This is a genomic window from Sutcliffiella sp. NC1 (genome assembly GCF_027594365.1).
Lineage (GTDB): Bacteria > Bacillota > Bacilli > Bacillales > Bacillaceae_I > Sutcliffiella > Sutcliffiella cohnii.
Map to the genome: position 1 here is coordinate 2,273,913 of NZ_CP115153.1, position 17,072 is coordinate 2,290,984.

The 17,072-nt window shown below is 33.0% G+C and carries 24 protein-coding genes; 20 read left to right on the forward strand and 4 right to left on the reverse strand.

Annotation, left to right across the window (positions count from 1 at the left end):
• Positions 1-24: 24 nt before the first annotated feature.
• Entirely contained in the window at positions 25-891 is an 867-nt protein-coding gene (locus O1A01_RS11840) for a hypothetical protein (protein ID WP_270066327.1), read from the forward strand.
• A 164-nt stretch (positions 892-1,055) separates the two neighbouring features.
• The gene (locus tag O1A01_RS11845; protein ID WP_157076596.1) at positions 1,056-2,084 is read left to right on the forward strand and encodes a YkvI family membrane protein; all 1,029 of its coding nucleotides are present in this window, start codon (positions 1,056-1,058) and stop codon (positions 2,082-2,084) included.
• A 62-nt stretch (positions 2,085-2,146) separates the two neighbouring features.
• Here the strand turns inward: O1A01_RS11845 and O1A01_RS11850 are convergent, their stop codons facing one another.
• Positions 2,147-2,548 carry a hypothetical protein gene (locus O1A01_RS11850; RefSeq protein ID WP_066412576.1) on the reverse strand — a complete coding sequence of 134 codons (402 nt, stop codon included), beginning with the start codon at positions 2,546-2,548 and terminating at the stop codon, positions 2,147-2,149.
• A gap of 66 nt (positions 2,549-2,614) precedes the next feature.
• Positions 2,615-3,220: a CPBP family intramembrane glutamic endopeptidase gene (locus O1A01_RS11855; protein ID WP_066412578.1), complete on the reverse strand. Its 606-nt coding sequence runs from the start codon at positions 3,218-3,220 to the stop codon at positions 2,615-2,617.
• A gap of 90 nt (positions 3,221-3,310) precedes the next feature.
• Here O1A01_RS11855 and O1A01_RS11860 point away from each other — a divergent pair, with 90 nt between their 5' ends.
• From O1A01_RS11860 to O1A01_RS11885, 6 genes are all read left to right on the forward strand, one after another.
• The gene (locus O1A01_RS11860; RefSeq protein WP_220096668.1) at positions 3,311-3,430 is read left to right on the forward strand and encodes a DUF6254 family protein; all 120 of its coding nucleotides are present in this window, start codon (positions 3,311-3,313) and stop codon (positions 3,428-3,430) included.
• A gap of 312 nt (positions 3,431-3,742) precedes the next feature.
• Entirely contained in the window at positions 3,743-4,402 is a 660-nt protein-coding gene (queC, locus tag O1A01_RS11865; protein ID WP_066412579.1) for a 7-cyano-7-deazaguanine synthase QueC, read from the forward strand.
• Position 4,403: 1 nt separating this feature from the next.
• Positions 4,404-4,850: a 6-carboxytetrahydropterin synthase QueD gene (gene queD / locus O1A01_RS11870; RefSeq protein ID WP_066412581.1), complete on the forward strand. Its 447-nt coding sequence runs from the start codon at positions 4,404-4,406 to the stop codon at positions 4,848-4,850.
• A complete protein-coding gene (queE, locus tag O1A01_RS11875; protein ID WP_066412584.1) occupies positions 4,843-5,562 on the forward strand; it encodes a 7-carboxy-7-deazaguanine synthase QueE in 720 nt (239 codons plus the stop codon). The genes queD and queE overlap by 8 nt, the downstream gene beginning before the upstream one ends.
• A gap of 12 nt (positions 5,563-5,574) precedes the next feature.
• Complete coding sequence (gene queF / locus O1A01_RS11880) at positions 5,575-6,075, forward strand: preQ(1) synthase (RefSeq protein ID WP_066412586.1); 501 nt, start codon at positions 5,575-5,577, stop codon at positions 6,073-6,075.
• A gap of 106 nt (positions 6,076-6,181) precedes the next feature.
• Complete coding sequence (locus O1A01_RS11885; RefSeq protein WP_066412588.1) at positions 6,182-7,186, forward strand: DUF3231 family protein; 1,005 nt, start codon at positions 6,182-6,184, stop codon at positions 7,184-7,186.
• 237 nt (positions 7,187-7,423) lie between these two features.
• Here the strand turns inward: O1A01_RS11885 and O1A01_RS11890 are convergent, their stop codons facing one another.
• Entirely contained in the window at positions 7,424-7,603 is a 180-nt protein-coding gene (locus tag O1A01_RS11890) for a YkvS family protein (protein ID WP_066412591.1), read from the reverse strand.
• A 261-nt stretch (positions 7,604-7,864) separates the two neighbouring features.
• Here O1A01_RS11890 and O1A01_RS11895 point away from each other — a divergent pair, with 261 nt between their 5' ends.
• The 7 genes from O1A01_RS11895 (at position 7,865) to O1A01_RS11925 (ending at position 14,001) form a co-directional block, all read left to right on the forward strand.
• Positions 7,865-8,059, forward strand: coding sequence for a hypothetical protein (locus tag O1A01_RS11895; protein WP_066412594.1), 195 nt, complete (start codon positions 7,865-7,867; stop codon positions 8,057-8,059).
• 242 nt (positions 8,060-8,301) lie between these two features.
• Complete coding sequence (locus tag O1A01_RS11900; protein WP_066412597.1) at positions 8,302-8,628, forward strand: YolD-like family protein; 327 nt, start codon at positions 8,302-8,304, stop codon at positions 8,626-8,628.
• Positions 8,629-8,798: 170 nt separating this feature from the next.
• Positions 8,799-10,316: a spore germination protein gene (locus O1A01_RS11905; protein ID WP_066412600.1), complete on the forward strand. Its 1,518-nt coding sequence runs from the start codon at positions 8,799-8,801 to the stop codon at positions 10,314-10,316.
• Positions 10,317-10,342: 26 nt separating this feature from the next.
• Entirely contained in the window at positions 10,343-11,446 is a 1,104-nt protein-coding gene (locus tag O1A01_RS11910) for a GerAB/ArcD/ProY family transporter (protein WP_066412602.1), read from the forward strand.
• Entirely contained in the window at positions 11,433-12,500 is a 1,068-nt protein-coding gene (locus O1A01_RS11915; protein WP_066412604.1) for a Ger(x)C family spore germination protein, read from the forward strand. The genes O1A01_RS11910 and O1A01_RS11915 overlap by 14 nt, the downstream gene beginning before the upstream one ends.
• A 57-nt stretch (positions 12,501-12,557) precedes the next feature.
• Positions 12,558-13,511, forward strand: a complete 954-nt coding sequence (locus O1A01_RS11920; RefSeq protein ID WP_066412606.1) for a nucleoside hydrolase — start codon at positions 12,558-12,560, stop codon at positions 13,509-13,511.
• A gap of 136 nt (positions 13,512-13,647) precedes the next feature.
• Positions 13,648-14,001, forward strand: coding sequence for a TIGR04104 family putative zinc finger protein (locus tag O1A01_RS11925; RefSeq protein ID WP_066412608.1), 354 nt, complete (start codon positions 13,648-13,650; stop codon positions 13,999-14,001).
• Positions 14,002-14,109: 108 nt separating this feature from the next.
• Here O1A01_RS11925 and O1A01_RS11930 read toward each other — a convergent pair whose 3' ends face one another.
• Positions 14,110-14,265: a hypothetical protein gene (locus O1A01_RS11930; RefSeq protein WP_157076594.1), complete on the reverse strand. Its 156-nt coding sequence runs from the start codon at positions 14,263-14,265 to the stop codon at positions 14,110-14,112.
• 181 nt (positions 14,266-14,446) lie between these two features.
• On the opposite strand from O1A01_RS11930, the gene O1A01_RS11935 reads away from it, so the two are divergent.
• From O1A01_RS11935 to O1A01_RS11955, 5 genes are read left to right on the forward strand one after another with little or no spacing between them, the layout of a single operon-like run.
• Positions 14,447-15,238 carry a hypothetical protein gene (locus tag O1A01_RS11935; RefSeq protein WP_066412610.1) on the forward strand — a complete coding sequence of 264 codons (792 nt, stop codon included), beginning with the start codon at positions 14,447-14,449 and terminating at the stop codon, positions 15,236-15,238.
• Positions 15,235-15,609 (forward strand): GntR family transcriptional regulator, encoded by a 375-nt coding sequence (locus O1A01_RS11940; protein WP_066412618.1) that lies wholly within the window; start codon positions 15,235-15,237, stop codon positions 15,607-15,609. Before O1A01_RS11935 ends, O1A01_RS11940 begins: the two co-directional genes overlap by 4 nt.
• The gene (locus O1A01_RS11945; RefSeq protein WP_066412620.1) at positions 15,602-16,294 is read left to right on the forward strand and encodes an ABC transporter ATP-binding protein; all 693 of its coding nucleotides are present in this window, start codon (positions 15,602-15,604) and stop codon (positions 16,292-16,294) included. Before O1A01_RS11940 ends, O1A01_RS11945 begins: the two co-directional genes overlap by 8 nt.
• A gap of 13 nt (positions 16,295-16,307) precedes the next feature.
• Positions 16,308-16,703 carry a hypothetical protein gene (locus O1A01_RS11950; protein WP_270066328.1) on the forward strand — a complete coding sequence of 132 codons (396 nt, stop codon included), beginning with the start codon at positions 16,308-16,310 and terminating at the stop codon, positions 16,701-16,703.
• Positions 16,704-16,711: 8 nt separating this feature from the next.
• On the forward strand, positions 16,712-17,071 hold the full coding sequence (locus tag O1A01_RS11955) for a hypothetical protein (RefSeq protein WP_270066329.1): 360 nt from the start codon (positions 16,712-16,714) through the stop codon (positions 17,069-17,071).
• Position 17,072 lies beyond the last annotated feature (1 nt).

A 17,072-nucleotide genomic window follows, 5' to 3' on the forward strand; every position in this document is an offset into this window, starting at 1 on the left:
AAAAATAGTATGTGGGAGGTTATTATGAGCAATTTCTTTCACATACTATTTGCTGCAGTATTACTTTTTAATATATTCTCATGTCAATCCATTACAAAAGTAATAAAAACCGAGGAAAATATAGAAGATCCAATACTCAGCACACCGTTAACAACACCAATTTTTCCGGAATATAGTTTACAGAACAAACCGGAGATCCATTCCATTGACGAGATGAAACAATATTTAATTCAACAATATAACCTGCCGGAAAAATGGGACAAAAAAATCAAATCGATAAAAACGCGGTTTAGTAAAAATGACCAAGTAATAGCCGTTGTGTTAGAGGACTGTGATTCCTCCAAAAAAGATAAGGAATCTGATAAAGTTTTTTATTTAAAAAATACAAAGGGTACGTTTTTGCCATTACAAGAACAACTTGTTACTGGTAGCGGTATGTACTTTTCTGTACCGAAAACACCTTTAACAACAGTTAAAAAAATGCGTAACAGTGTATCAAAAAAAGAAGATGTAGATTTCATGAATAAAACCGATGAAAAAATGAAAGAAGCGATTGTCCAACAAAAAAAGGCAGAAAAAGTAGTAGAACATTTACCAAAAGACGTAGTAACGGAAGAGAAAACAGAAGAGATATTGCAAAAAAGTGCAAAAGAAAATATCGAAAAAATACATGTTGTAGAAAATATAAAAGCGGAAGCATTTCAAAACCATTTACACGATATCTTTATGCATGCTACAACAGGTACGATGATTATCTTACATATGAGCTACCCTGGTAGTAAAAGTTCAAAAAAAATAAAGTTTAAAATACCTGAATTCAAAAGCCGTGGTTTTCGTTTTATTCGTCCAAGTAAGCCGGTAATGTTACTTAGTTTTTTTCGTAAACTTTAATAACAAATAAAAGACAAAGAAAGAGAAGCTACATGAAATTTGTACGCTTTTCTTTTTTGTTAGAGCTTTTAGTTTATGTTTATTAGTCTTTCTATAATGCAACCTACATATAGTAGAATGACAAGCTATTGTAGGTGAGGTGAACGCTTTTGAAAAAGAACTGGATGGAAGCATTTCAAATTGCTGCAGTTTACGTAGGTACCATCGTCGGAGCGGGCTTTGCAACAGGGAAAGAGATTGTCCAGTTTTTTACACAGTACGGTTCTATCGGGTTTATCACTATACTAATCACAGGTTTTTTATTTATTTGGCTAGGCACGAAAATGATGTTAATCGCAAAAGATATCGGTGCAGCATCCTATCAGCAGTTTAACGAATATTTGTTTGGAAAAAAGATTGGACTTATCGTTAATATTTTTATGTTAGTCATTTTAATTTGTGTTGCTGCTGTTATGTTATCTGGAGCAGGGGCAGTATTTTCTGAACAATTAGGTTGGTCATTTCAAATCGGATTAATTTTAACTATTATTTTAGCTCTCATAACAGTTTTTAAAGGAGTTAAAGGACTTGTAAGTGTAAATATTATTGTCGTACCGATTTTAATTATATTTAGTATCGTTATATCGGTTGATGCAGTTGTCGATCATGGATTTTCCTTTATGAAAGGGGAAAATGGGACAAATTCTATTTGGAGGAGTCTCTTTGCTCCAATCTTGTATGGAAGTCTAAATATTGCATTGGCTCAGCCTGTCCTAGTGCCACTTGCCAGAGAGATTAATGATGATTGGGTAATAAAAAGAGGAGGTTTTATTGGTGGGTTATTATTATGTTTTATTTTATTAACTTGTCATATATCGTTATCTTCATTACCTAACTTTACTCAATACGAAATACCGATGGCGGAAGTAGTAAAGGTCTCACTCGTTTCTATGTATGGCTTTTATGTTATTGTCATTTATGGTGAAATTTTTACATCCGTTGTGAGTAATCTATTTGGGATTCAAAAACAATTAGAAACGGTTTTATCCATACCAAAGCATTTTATAACTTTTGCTATTGTATCCATCATTTATATTATTAGCCAAATTGGTTATGCAACATTAATTGAACATTTATACCCGTTTTTTGGCTATTTAAGTTTATTATTATTATTTTTATTAATAATGAAAAAAAGAAGAAAGACACTTTTATAAAGAAGTGTCTTTCTTCGTGTTGTGACGTCTAGCTATGGCGCTTATGCCCTACGCTTTTGTTCTTATCTCACCATAATTGCTACTACAGCTACAAGTGGTATAGCAGCCATTAACACTGTTCCGATCATAAATAGTGTATTAAGCGAGTTTTGTACGTGACTTTCGTGTGAAATGAGTTCGTTTTTCTTTACGAATAAACTAATAAAGTTTACAAGCACGCTTAATATTACGACACCAAGTGGTAAAATCGCATTAACAGTAGAATCCATTAAATACATAAATCCTATTACGATTAAAATTAACGGCACGACCTCGATTAATGCAACAAATATAAATAATCGAGATTGTAAGCTAGCAAGTTTTTCAGGTGTTTCCATTACTTTATCCATCGTAGACCGAACAACAATCGTTATTCCGAAACTAGCAATAACAGCAGCAATGACAAAAAGATAAATCGCATCCATACGTTAGCCCCCTATGTATAAAAATTCCACTATTCATTATACATGTTAAGTTTAAATAGGAAAAGGTTAAAAAGTAAGTGGTAGTATGAGAAGTAAAAATAAATTAAAAAAGAAATGAGATAGGATGACAACAGTCAAATTCTTTGTCCATACATATAAATATCCCCAAACAAGACCCGATAGTGCTGCAGCGGCAACTAACATCACATTTCCGCTCCATATATGTGCAACAGCATAAAGGGCGGATGCTACGAGAACTGCTAACTTTGGAGTATACATTTGCATACACTTCTTTTGAATATAGCCACGCCAAAATATTTCTTCCCCAGGTATTATGATAAGTAAAAGTACATAATGCCACCATTGTTTAGGTCCAACAACTGAATAAAGATCTTGAACAAAAGGAACAAAGTATGGAAAGAAACTTTTAATAATTACATATGTAAAAAGAAATAAAAAATATAAGCTAATGCCTGAGATAATTCCAATAATATTACTATTGTATTTCAATTTAGTTATTTTTAAATCTACGTTACTTTTCCAAGAAATATAAATAAGAATAATCATGGAGAGGGGAAATAACGTCCAAAAATATGTACTGAAGGTAAAACTAATTCCTATTAACACATTTGCTAAAATCCAAGTTGCAAGTAGCTTGCCGAATTGAGTCAATTTCACATACCTCCATAAGGGAAATGTATAAAAAGATCATTTAAGCATATTCTACACTTTGAACTATATGAAAAGAAAGAGGGATGGATTTTGACTCAATCAAAAAGTCAGCAAGAACGTCAATGGAAAACGAGGAAAAACTCTCAAAATGAACACGGTAAAGTAAAATCATTTGAGCAGCTAGCAAATGAAACGACGAATAAAAAATAAAGTACAGAACATGAGGTACCTCCCGTATGTTCTGCAATGAGCCTTTTATTTAGCAATTGGTGTAGGACATTCTCAACAGATAAAACAATAATGTAGTCAAAAAATATAGAGTGTGTTATATTATTATAGTTATAAAATTTAATACACTTGCCTATTAACTATTAGGAGAGGTTATAGCTAAACCCTCTATAAAAAACTATTTTAAAGTCTTTGTCTTATTATTAGTTTTTATACGAACTTATAACGCTAACCTCTAAAAGGGTTAGCGTTTTTTATTCTTTTTATACAAATTAGTAGAAGGGAGAGAGAGCAATGAAGAAAAATGAAAAAGCAATTGTTGTGTTTAGTGGTGGTCAAGACAGTACAACTTGTTTATTTTGGGCGCTTGAACAGTTTGAAGAAGTAGAAACTGTGACGTTTCATTACGGTCAACGTCATAATTTAGAAATAGAATGCGCTAAAAAAATTGCTTCTGACTTAGGAGTAAAGCACCGAGTGTTAGATATGTCACTTTTAAGTCAATTATCTGCTAATGCATTAACGAGAGATGACATAGATATTGAAGAAAAGAAAGGGGAGGTACCGAATACTTTTGTAGACGGTCGGAACCTTTTATTTCTGTCGTTTGCTGCAGTGGCTGCGAAACAAGTGGGAGCGCGCCATATTATAACAGGAGTTTGTGAAACAGACTTTAGTGGCTACCCTGATTGTCGGGACGTCTTTATAAAATCTTTGAACGTAACATTAAATTTATCGATGGATTATCAGTTCGTTATTCATACCCCGCTAATGTGGTTAAATAAAGCGGAAACGTGGAAACTAGCTGATGAGCTTCATGCACTTGACTATATAAAAGAAAAGACATTAACGTGTTATAACGGAATAGTTGCAGATGGGTGTGGAGAATGCCCCGCTTGTAAATTAAGAAAACGTGGATTAGAACAATATTTAGAAACGAAGGGAAACAACTGAGATGCTACAACAAATATACCCACAAGTACCTCATTCCTATCAATATGAATTAAACAAAGACATGCAAATAGCTGCAGCACATTATATTCCAACAGTTTCAGCTGGAAAGTGTCGACAAGTACATGGCCATACGTATTTTATAAATGTAACTGTAGCAGGAAATGAATTAGACGACTCTGGGTTTCTTGTTAATTTTCAAATATTAAAAAAACTTTTACACGACAAATATGATCATACAGTATTAAATGACCATAAAGAAGTATTTAGCGATGAAGATTCAAATCATTTTCCGACAACAGAAGTAGTAGCTCGAAAAATGTGGGAAACGATTGAACAGCATTTACAAACATTACCTAATTCACCAACATGCTTACAAATATTTGTTAGAGAAACACCAACAAGCTACTGTATTTATCGACCTAAAAGGGATTGTAGTAAAAATGAATAAAAAAATACCTGTTTTAGAAATATTCGGACCAACTATTCAAGGTGAAGGAATGGTAATAGGTCAAAAAACGATGTTTGTGCGTACTTCAGGCTGTGATTATCGATGCGTCTGGTGTGACTCTGCATTTACATGGGATGGCAGTGCAAAGGACGATATCCGAATGCTTACAGCTGAGCAAATATGGTCTGAACTATTAGAGCTTGGAGGAAATAGTTTTAAACATGTTACTATTTCTGGTGGAAATCCAGCACTATTACAATCTATCTCCTATTTAGTAGAATTATTGCATGATAATGGTGTAAAAGTAGCACTGGAAACACAAGGGAGTAAGTGGAAAGATTGGATGAAGGCAATAGATGATTTAACACTCTCTCCGAAGCCCCCAAGCTCAACGATGAAGACTGATTTTGCCATGTTAGATTCTATTATTTCTAAACTTGAAATGAATAAAATATCACTTAAAGTAGTTGTATTTAACGATGAAGATCTTCTTTATGCGAAAAAGGTTCATCAAAGATATCCAAACGTTCCTTTTTTTGTACAAGTAGGAAATGATGATATAGAGACTACTTCAACTGCAGATTTAAGAGAACATTTATTTGTTAAATACGAGTGGTTAATTGAGAAAGTAATGAAAGACGAAGAAATGAATTTTGTAAGAGTACTGCCACAGCTTCATACGTATATTTGGGGCAATAAACGTGGTGTATAGGAGGAAAAGAAAATGACAGCAGGAAGAAAAGATGAAGAATTACAAGGAGTAACACTTTTAGGTAATCAAGGGACGAATTATTTATTTCAATACAGTCCGGATGTCTTAGAAACTTTTGAAAATAAGCATCCAAACCGAGATTATTTTGTTAAATTTAATTGCCCAGAATTTACGAGCCTTTGCCCAAAAACGAACCAGCCAGACTTCGCGACAATATATATTAGTTATATTCCTGACAAGCTAATGGTAGAAAGTAAGTCATTAAAGCTATACCTATTTAGCTTTAGAAACCACGGTGATTTTCATGAGGATTGCATGAATATTATTATGAATGATCTTATTAAATTGATGGATCCTCGATATATTGAAGTATGGGGGAAATTTACACCACGTGGTGGTATCTCTATTGATCCATATACGAATTATGGAAAACCGGGGACGAAATATGAAGAAATGGCACATTACCGTCTGATGAACCATGATATGTATCCTGAAACTGTCAATAATCGTTAATTAAAAAAGACTATTCCATTGTGAATAGTCTTTTTTATATTTGCTTTTCAATACTTTAAATGAAAATAGTGAATACTATCCCTACAAAGATTAGGAGGGATAGTCCTTGAAGAGAGATGAAATGTTCGCTGCAGAAATTAGTACATTATGGACACTTTATATAAACATTACAATGACTGAATTAATACTACGATATTTTTTAGAGCATGTGGAGGAGAGTTCATATCGAGAAGAAATAGTATATATGTACGAAATTGTAACTAGTCAACTAGAGAGTGTAAAAAAAATAAGTTGGGATTATTCTCTTCCTTCTTCTATCGGGTTTACAGAAAACGACTTAAATCTACAAGCCCCCAGATTATTTTCAGATCCGACAATTTTAACTTATTTATTTCATATGAATAAAGTTGGTATGGTTACATATAGTTCGGCGTTAGCAACTGTTACGAACAAAGAAATTCGACATCTTTATCATTCATTTCTAGTTCAAACAGCTGATATATATGAAAGAATTGCTGTAAAAATGACAGAAATGGGGATTTTGTTAAATGCACCTTCACTTACGTATGGTGAAACGCCATCTTTTATTATCGATAAGGATTATTTAAGTGGAATCAATCCTCTGAAAGAAAAGAGACCGTTAAATGCTATAGAAGTGACACATCTTTCATTTAATTTACGTACGAATCAAGTTGGAAGGATTTTATGTGAAGCCTTTGCACAAGTTACTAAAAACGAAGAAGTGCAAAAGTTCTCACTAAAAGCAAAAGAAATGGCCAAAAGTCACATGGAAACATTTATTAACATATTGCGGAAGGAGGATATTGAACCTCCACTTTCTGAACAATTAAGGATAACAGATAGTACAATATCGCCATTTTCGGATAAATTAATAATGACCCATACAGCCTTTTTGACAACTGCGGGAATTGGAAATTATGCGGCTGCAGCGGCAGCTAGTCAACGATCAGACTTACTTGTGAAGTATGAAAAACTTTCAGGGGAAGCAGCATTATTGTCTAAAGAGGGGGCGGATATTATGATTAAAAACAAATGGATAGAACAACCGCCAACGGCCATTAATCGTAAACAGTTAAGGACTAATGAATAGAGGGGAACAACACAAACAGGAAAAGGCTCTTAACCTAGACTTAACAGCATTAGTTGGGAAACAGATTTTAAGTAAACGGTGTACATGTTCGGGAACAGAGAAATGACAGAATATAGTAGATGAAAAATAAAATAAAAAAAGAAAAAGCATTTGCACGCTATTGTGTCCAACTGCTTTTTCTTTTTATTTTCTAAATAGCTTTGTTCATACGAGTCTTTGCGAGCCGTCTGCGCTTTTCTATAGTGTGATGATTTTGTAGTTTTTGTGGTTGACGACTGTTCTTTGTTCTAGGTCGAGTTCACGGTAGTTGTCCATGTAAGATAGGTCAACAATTACGGAGTTTTCGTTAACTTTTTCAACGACTCCTTTTAATCCTTCTCTAAATTCTATGATGTTTCCAACCTCTGCTTTTTTCATATTTTCTCTCTCCCCTATACTTTTTATCTTTAAATGAAAGTTAAAACTTTTCATTAGGACCTTTGTATAAATACTATTCACAAATATAATGTTTTTGCAATTTATATGCAATATTTATGCAAAAAAGTATTACATACAGTTTGCAACATTTTTCCACAAACGTAAATAGTTTTTAATATATTTTTTTGAATTTTTAATTATCTTTTTAAAATATATAGTTTCGTATACAATTAACATAAGTGAATTTTCAGGAGGGACATTATGAACGAACAGTTTGTTACGGAGATTTTAGACAAGCTTCGTAGTCGAGAGTTACACGAATATATGATAACGAAAGAGAATTTTATGGATTTTAGAAGAGTACTTGTTGCTCAAGAAGACTTTAAACAATTTAGAGGTATTGCAAAGCATAATGGAGAAATATTATACAAATATGAGGATGAACCCCGTAGTTAAAAGTTCACGGATATTCCGTGGATTTTTGTTTTTTTGCATCTTTATATAAAACTAATTTCTTTTCTGTAGTAATTTACATATATAATATGGTACAAATAAAGAGTCGTATTAATAGACTAGTTTTATTTATTTTTATCTAACGTTTACTCAAAAAATGTCATGATGTTTAATAAAAAGAATATGCATAGTAAATACAACAACATTTTTCCAAACATTTTATGCAAATATTAGGAGGGAGTTTAATGGAGCATAAACGTAGTAATAAAATTGTTTCACAATCAATGTTTCTATGGAAAAACGAGCACAATCGTACAGTGCAAGCTTTTTTAGTTTTTCCAGATGATGTTCCAGATTTTCAATATATACAAGACTTGCTTCATTCTATATATTTGAATAAAGAAACAGTTCGTTTAACAGCTTGGTTTGAAGGAGAAATTATTCAAATTACAGGAAAAATACATTCCTTCCGATTTTCAACCCATCGAATTACCGTAAAAGATATAGATAAGAATAAGTATCATCTCCGATTAGTAGATATCGTTGAAATTGTACGTAAGCTAGGAAAATAAATAAATACAAAAAACTGCCCTTTTAAAAGCATTATTATTTAAAGGGCAGTTTTTTGTATTTTAACCTTCTTGAAACTAGTAATTCATGCCCTTCGTTCAGATTACTTAAAATGTATATCTACCTCCAAACTAGGAAAACTAAAATATGGTATTTGGAAGGAGGTAGAAATATGAAGAGATTTATCCAATGGCTAATTGGTACTAGGCAAGATGAGGAAAATAGTAAAGACAAAATGTCTGTTCCGCAGTTAATTACGCAAATGGAAAAATCATCTGATTTCCTCCGTTTTTCCTATAAAACATCGGATGGTACGAATTCTTATTGGGTTAACTATTATAGTACATTATGTGATACGAATTTCTTACACCGTGACATTCTACATTACGTTTCGAATCAGCCATGGAATACTCTTCAACAATTAAAAAACAGCCTTCCGGTTGAGGCAATTGAGATTTCTTCTGATACTGAAGTAATTAAAGAAAAGATGTTATCGGGTTTTATTTTCATACAAATAGGTGAAAAAGATCCAGAAGGTTTATTAGTTCGTTCTTCGATGGTCAGTGAACGGAGCATTTCGTTACCAGAAGTAGAGTACAGCGTAGTAGGACCGAAAGAATCATTCATTGAAAATATCGATGCCAATATTAACTTAATCCGTCGTCGTTTAAATACGCCGATGTTAACGATAGAGGAAGTAACGCTAGGGACGGTATCCAATACAAAAGTGGCTGTACTCTATGTAGATGATTTAGTAAATAAAGAGAACTTGCAATATACGTTAGATAAACTAAATGAAGTAAACTTTGACCATATTAACGACATTTCATACGTAGGTCAATTAATTTCAGATCATGAAAATACAATTTTCCCTCTGCTTATAGATACGGAACGACCAGACAGGGTAACCTCAGGGTTAGTAGAAGGGAAAATAGCCATTTTAGTGGATGGTTCTCCTCATGCGATACTTGGACCAACGACATTAATCGAATTTTTCTCTTCTTTTGAAGACTATTTTTTAAACTATATAATTGCTTCATTTTTCCGTATAGTTCGTGTATTTTCAGTAGCATTTTCGATTCTTATTACACCTATTTATGTCGCAGTTTTATCATATCATTACGAGTTAATTCCGAAAGATTTATTGAATACGTTAGTTGCTTCTAGACATGTAGTGCCATTGCCACCAATATTAGAGGCAATTTTTCTTGAATTAACAATTGAATTGTTGCGTGAGGCAGGAGCAAGACTGCCGACAAAAGTCGGACAGACTATCGGTATCGTGGGTGGAATTGTTATCGGGACAGCGTCTGTTGAAGCAGGATTAACAAGTAACGTATTGTTAATTATCATTGCATTAGCAGCGTTAGCCTCATTTACAACACCTGTTTATAAGATGGGTAACACTATTCGTGTATTACGTTTTCCATTTCTCTTGTTCGCGGAGTTTTTAGGTTTATTAGGAATCGTATTTTGTTTTTGCATTTTAGCAGCACATTTATTACGACTAACATCACTAGCAAGACCGTATTTAGAACCTTTATACCCTCCGAGAGTAGAGGATTTAAAGGACGCAATTTTACGATTCCCAATCTCATTTCAAAAGAAGAGACCAGCTTTTCTTCAACCACAAAAAAGTAATCGACATGTTAAAAATGCCGGTACTCGTAAAAAAGATATTGATGAGTAGTAAGTAATGTAAGGAGAGCATTATATATGCAAAAAATTCCTGTACAATTTCAAATATCGTATTTTTTAGTTGCTTTTTTAATATTTAGTGCTCAATTTGGGGTTGGTGCATTAGGTTTTCAACGCATCATTGCAATGTCGGCGGGCTATGATGGCTGGATGGGGGTTATTATTGCAGGGGCTTTTTTGCATTTTATCATTTGGTGTATGTATAAAATATTTGAAAAGAGTGGCGGTGAAGATATTGTTTCTGTTCATCAATTTGTTTTCGGAAAGTGGATTGGTGGATTTTTATCTTTTCTATTTAGTTTATATTTTACGTTTGCGGCAATTACGGTATTAAGGACATACATTGAAGTGGTACAAGTTTGGATGTTTCCTAATTTGCAAACGTGGTTATTTGCACTGATGTTTATGGGGTTAGTTTATTATATCGTTTCTGCAGGATTTCGAGCAGTTACAGGAATTGCATATTTAGGGATTATTCTACCTGCATATTTGCTTTTAACGTTTATTATTCCGTTTGAATATATGAATTTTCGTCATCTATTGCCTGTGTTTGATCATTCCGTAAAGGATATATTATTATCAGCAAAAGATATGACATTAACTTTTATTGGGTTAGAAGCTCTAATAGTTTTTTACCCATTCGTAAAAAATCATGAAAAGTCTGTTCGATGGGCACATTTAGGTGTATTAGCAACAACGCTTACGTATTTATTTATGGCAGTATTAACATTTTCTTATTTTAGCGAAGAAAAATTAGCTAAAAATATTTGGGCAACATTATCTTTATGGAAAATTATCGAGCTACCTTTCGTTGAGAGAATTGAATATATAGGAATAGCAAACTGGTGTTTAATTATTTTGCCAAACGTATGTATTTTTATATGGTGTGCTAGCCGAATAGGGAAAAGAGTTTTTCAAATTAAACATAAAAAAACGTTACTCATAACAGTCATTATTGTTTTTGCTGCAAGTTTATTATTTGAAGACAGAAAGTATATTAATGATTTAAATAACTATTTTGGACAAGCAGGTTTTTACGTTATTTACGTTTATATTCCAATGTTATGGTTACTTGTACTGTTTGCAAAATGGAGAAAGGAGCGTAAAAATGAAAAGCTTTAAGCCACTAATCATCATTTTTATTTTCCTTTTAACAGGTTGTGTTGAGAAACAAATATTAGATGATATTAACATTTTAACGGGCATTGGCTATGATTTAACGGAAGAAAATGAAGTAATGGGAACGGTGTTAATCCCAATATATGAGGCAGATCAAACAATTAACAATGAAACTATTACAGATATATCAGAACCAAATAAAGACTTAGTTAGTACGGTGCAAAAAAAAGCTACTGATCCGATTGTGTTAGGTAGTATCGAAAACGTTATTTTTCATCGAGACCTTGCAGAACAAGGAATCATTCAGTTCATTGATGGTTTACAAAGAGATGCTTATGTTGGTACTAGCTTATATATTATGGTTTCAGAAGATCCGACTGTTGATATTTTATCAGGAAATTACGGTAACAGAAGTACGGCTTCTTATATTACTAACTTACTTGAACATAATATGAAAAGAAGAGATTTACCGCGAACAAATTTACATGTATTTTTAAATGACTATTACCAGGAAGGAAAAGATCCGAATTTGCCAATAATCGGTCTTAGTGATGGGAAACTAGGTATTACTGGTGTTGGCATTTTGAAAAAAGATAAACTAGCATCAACAATAGAGCTTCGCGATTTATTCTTTTTTAAGCTACTAGCTGATCACTACACAGAAGGGATATTCGTCCTAGATTTACCAGACGGAGAATCAGTTTCTATTATGAGTATACGATCAAAGAAGAAGATAAATATAGATTGGAATGGCGATGTGCCCCAAATCAATATTAAGTTAAAATTGAATGGTGCGCTAAGAGATTATACAGGTGCAAAGGTAGATGACAAATTGATTGCGACTATTCAAGAAACATTTGAGGGTGTTTTAAGAACAGAGTGTTTAAACTTAATAAAAAGATTTCAAGAAGAAGAAATTGATCCGTTCGGATATGGATTTGAGGTGAAAACGAGAAAAAGAGGTTTTGATATTAAAAAGTGGGAGGACCAATATCCTGATATACCGGTAACAGTCAATGCAGATGTTACGATTATTGAACGAGGTGTTATCGATTAATTCTTTTTAAATTCAACTTACATATACTTATAAATGTAATGTAAGGAGGGAGAAACAATGGAAAGACAAAAAGTTCTGCTTTTTTGTGATCCTGGCATTGATGACTCTATCGCTATTATGTATGCACTTTTAAATCCAGCATTAGACGTTGTTGGAATTGTATCAGGGTATGGAAATGTCGAACAAGAACAAGCTACCCAAAACACAGCCTTTCTCATCTCATTAGCTAATAGTGGAAACATTATGATAATAGGTGGTGCAAAAGGTCCGTTATCTGGTGAGTACACTCCATATTATCCAGAAATTCATGGAGAGGAAGGTTTAGGTCCAATTAAACCTCCGGAAACTATTGTAGGAGAGCTACTTAATATCGATGAAGTGTTTAAACTAATTGAAAAGTATGGAGAAGAATTAATAATAGTAGACGTAGGAAGAGCAACTTCATTAGCAATTGCCTTTAACTTAGCTGGAGAAGAGATTATGAATACTGTTCCCTACTTTTATATTATGGGAGGAGCTTTTTTCGTACCAGGTAATGTGACGCCAGCCGCCGAAGCAAATTTTCATGGTGACCCAGTAGCGGCTAGTTTAGTGTTGGAAAAAGCGCGTAATTCGGTCGTTTTTCCGTTAAATGTAACGAACAAAGCAATTGTTACTCCTGAAATAGTGAATCGTATTGTTGCGACAGAAAATAATCCATTCCAACCGTTATTAAAAGCAGTTTTTGATTACTATTTTGAGGCTTATCAGGAATTAGTCCCTGGAACGATGGGAAGTCCAATCCATGATGTTGTACCGCTCTTTGCATTAACAAATCCCGATGCATTTAAATATGCGCGTAGAAGAGTTGAAATTGAAACAAAAGATGGTCCATTTCGCGGCGCTACTATTGCGGATTTTCGACCAAAGCCGGAGGAGCAACCAGAAGAGTTGTTAGATTACATTGCACTTGAAATGGATTACAATCGTTTTATTGAAGACTTTATTTCTGTTATGACGAGAAAACTATAGAAAAATGATGTTATTTAGAAACCCTTCAAGTCGATTTTTGACTTTAGAAGGGTTTTTTATAGTTGTAGCACACGTAAACTGTTGCTATTATAAAAGAGAGAAAAGCATTTCCAATACCGTATTAAAGGAGATTATAATGGGTTTTCAACATTGTTCTAACTGTAAAAAGGATATAACATTTAAAACTAGGTTTAAATCTGTATTTTTTGGCTATCGACCGATTATTTGTGAAGAGTGTGGAGTTGAACATGAAGTAGACGAAAGATATCGATTTGTTTATTCTTTATATACTGTTCTTATCCCAATTTTATTAGTTTATTTTTCTAGTAGTGTTTTTGGGATTACATCGAGATTTATTCAAGTTTTATTAGTTTTAGTTTTTGGTACTTTCGGTGTTATGTATGCTACAAGTAAAGTAAAATACCATAAGAGTAAACATCAACCAATTAAAGAAGGACAAGCTAAAAATAAAAGTGTAAAAAAGTCATAATAAGAAAAGCTCTTCTGTAAGTTCGTTTTATTTAACGGGCGTATTTTAAAGGGAAATAAAAAGACGAATCCCACTCGGGTTCGTCTTTTTATTTTTGTCAATGAAAGCTTATATCTTTTGTAATACCCATAATAAAAATACTGCTACTATTGCTAACGAAAGAGCATGTAGGAAGAACGAACTGAAAGTGTTCATAAGTTTCTTTACTGTGCCTACCTTATAGTCTTGTTTGTCATTATGTATTCTTCGTTCCCTTGACTCCATATTTTCACTCCTAGCAATTTCCTCTATAGCTTTATTATACAAATAATTTTATAAAAATAGAGGATAAATATAGAAAATATTATTACAGAAGAGTAAAAATTATCGGAAAGTTGCCTATTGACCATCACGTTGTTTTAGTGTACTATCTAACTAGAACACTAATACGAAATGGGTGAAAAAAATGAATAGTTATAAAGGTTTATTGAAAAAGGAGTGGCTCTTATCAAAAAATTGGATGATGATTGGCTTATTCATTATGCTTGGAATTATTTTAATAAGTTGGGGCTTTTCTCAATATTACGATAATCCGTATATATTATTTGGAGCTTGCTTAACTATTTTTAGCTTTCACATTTTTTACATTTTTGCGTTCTTTATTAGCAGCTTAATTTTAGAAGGCAAAACACACTTATGGCTACATTCTCCACAATCGACTCTAGCTTTAGTTAGTAGTAAACTCCTTATTGCTGTTTTTATAAATGTGATCAGTATCTCTATTTTCAGTTTGATACTTTATGTTGTTTTAAAATTGTATAAAGGAATTATTCCGTACTCTCAAGTTTACACAAATATTAGTGTGGATATATTTTTTTACAGTATCGGAATAACTATTATAGGCATTTATTTTGGAGTTTTAGGACTTTTTTATTGGGTCGTTTATCAATCATTAGGAAGTGTTACCTTTTTAAAGAAATGGAAAGGTATTGTATTAATCGTTATCTTTCTAATAACAAACTATTGTATAAACAAAATATCTCAATGGGACGTTTATGAATCAATTTTACAATTTGGTCCGATACCAATTCAGCTTGTCACGCAATTTACGATAGGTGATCAAGAAAGCGGAATGTCCTATTTTGGATTAGGGCCAGAAATGTTATCGGTAGGTGGGATAGCGACATACGTGACTGTAGTGCTGGGAATTATTTATGTAAGTAGTTGGTTGATTGATAAGGTGGTGGAAATGACGTGACAAAGTATGATACTGATAAGCCGATCTATTTACAAATTATAGACCGTATTACGAAACAAGTAATTAGAGGAGAAATAAAACCCGGAGATAAGCTTCCTTCCGTACGTGAAATGGCTATACAGTCGGAGGTGAACCCGAACACAGTTCAGCGGACTTATCAAGAGATGGAGAGGATGGGAATGGTGGAAACGAGGAGAGGGCAAGGAACGTTTGTGACAGAAAACAATACGGTTCTTATACAGTTAAAAGTAGAGATGGAGAAGCAAGTAATTGAAAGATTCATTAACGGAATGAGGGAGCTCGGTATAGAGGACCAAAACATTGTTCATAGTGTACAAATGTTTTTAAAAGGGGGAGAAGACCGTGATTAAATTCGAAAGTGTAACAAAACAGTATGGTAAAGATATTGCACTAGGTCAAACGTCCATTATATTTGAAAAAGGAAAAATAACTGGTTTACTAGGACCAAATGGTAGTGGAAAATCTACAAGTTTAAAAATGATGGCTGGGTTAGTGAAACCAACGAAAGGTTTCGTTACAGTAGATGGGGAGAAAGTTGATAGAACGATTGCTAAAAAGGTAGCGTATTTAACAGAATTAGATTTTTATTATGAACCATTTACTGTTCAAAATATGATTGACTTTTATGCGAGTCAATTTACTGATTTTCAAAATGATAAGGCAGAAAAGTTATTACAGTTTATGAAGCTAGATAAATCTAAAAAGCTAAAACATTTATCAAAGGGAAATAGAGGTAGGTTGAAGTTAGTGTTAGCACTAGCTAGAAATGCGGAGTATGTATTAATGGATGAACCATTTTCTGGGTTAGACCCAATGGTTAGAAATTCCATTGTAAAAGGCTTGTTAACTTACGTTGATTTTGGAAAACAGACCATTATTATCGCAACTCATGAGATTGATGAAATAGAACCACTGTTAGATGATGTCGTATTAATAAAAAATGGAAACTTTTTAGCAAAACAAAACGTAGAACAGTTAAGAGAAAATCAACAGCTTTCCGTAAAAGACTGGATGATTCAACAATTTGATGAATAAAGGGGGAAGAAAAGTGAGAACTTTAACTGGGCTTTTACGGAAAGATTGGATGTTGTCCCAGACGTGGTTTTTGCGAAATTTATTAGTAATCTTTGCAATCTGGTTAGTTAGTATCGGTATTGGTCAATATTTTAACGAGTTAGAAGTTCCATTTTATGCTTTAGGTTTTATTGTGTCACTTCATATATTTTATCCCCTTTGGCATATATTGACGAGCTTGTCTTATGAAGCAAAAACACAAGTTTGGCTTCATAATCCAAACTCTATGGTTTTATTTATCGGAAGTAAGCTTATTATGGCAGTCGTATCAGCTTTGCTCTCGATATTGTTATCAATGTTACTTTACGGGATATCAATTCTTTTATTTAAGAATTTACTAGAGATGGATTTTCTGATTTTATCAATGTAACAACAGGCGTGTGGCTTGCTTCGATTTATATTGCAGTTTGGGCTATCTTTTATTGGAGTATTTATTACACGTTAATTATGAAAATGAAAAATAAAATAATAGTTTCCATTATTGTGGCGATTTTAGCTTATGCAACTATGATTCCGCATACTTTATTTTCTAATTCAGCGATGTATACAAGGTTACTAGAAATTGGGCCGATTCCTATTAACTTATATCAATCAATTTTTACTAATAATGAAGATGAGATTCTATATGAATTTGCTTTAAATAATGCATCAATCGGTCTGTTGGTTTTCTATGGAGGAATTGCGCTATTACTATTTTTGGTAAGTGCTAGATTGGTAAACAAAAAAGTAGAATTGTAGG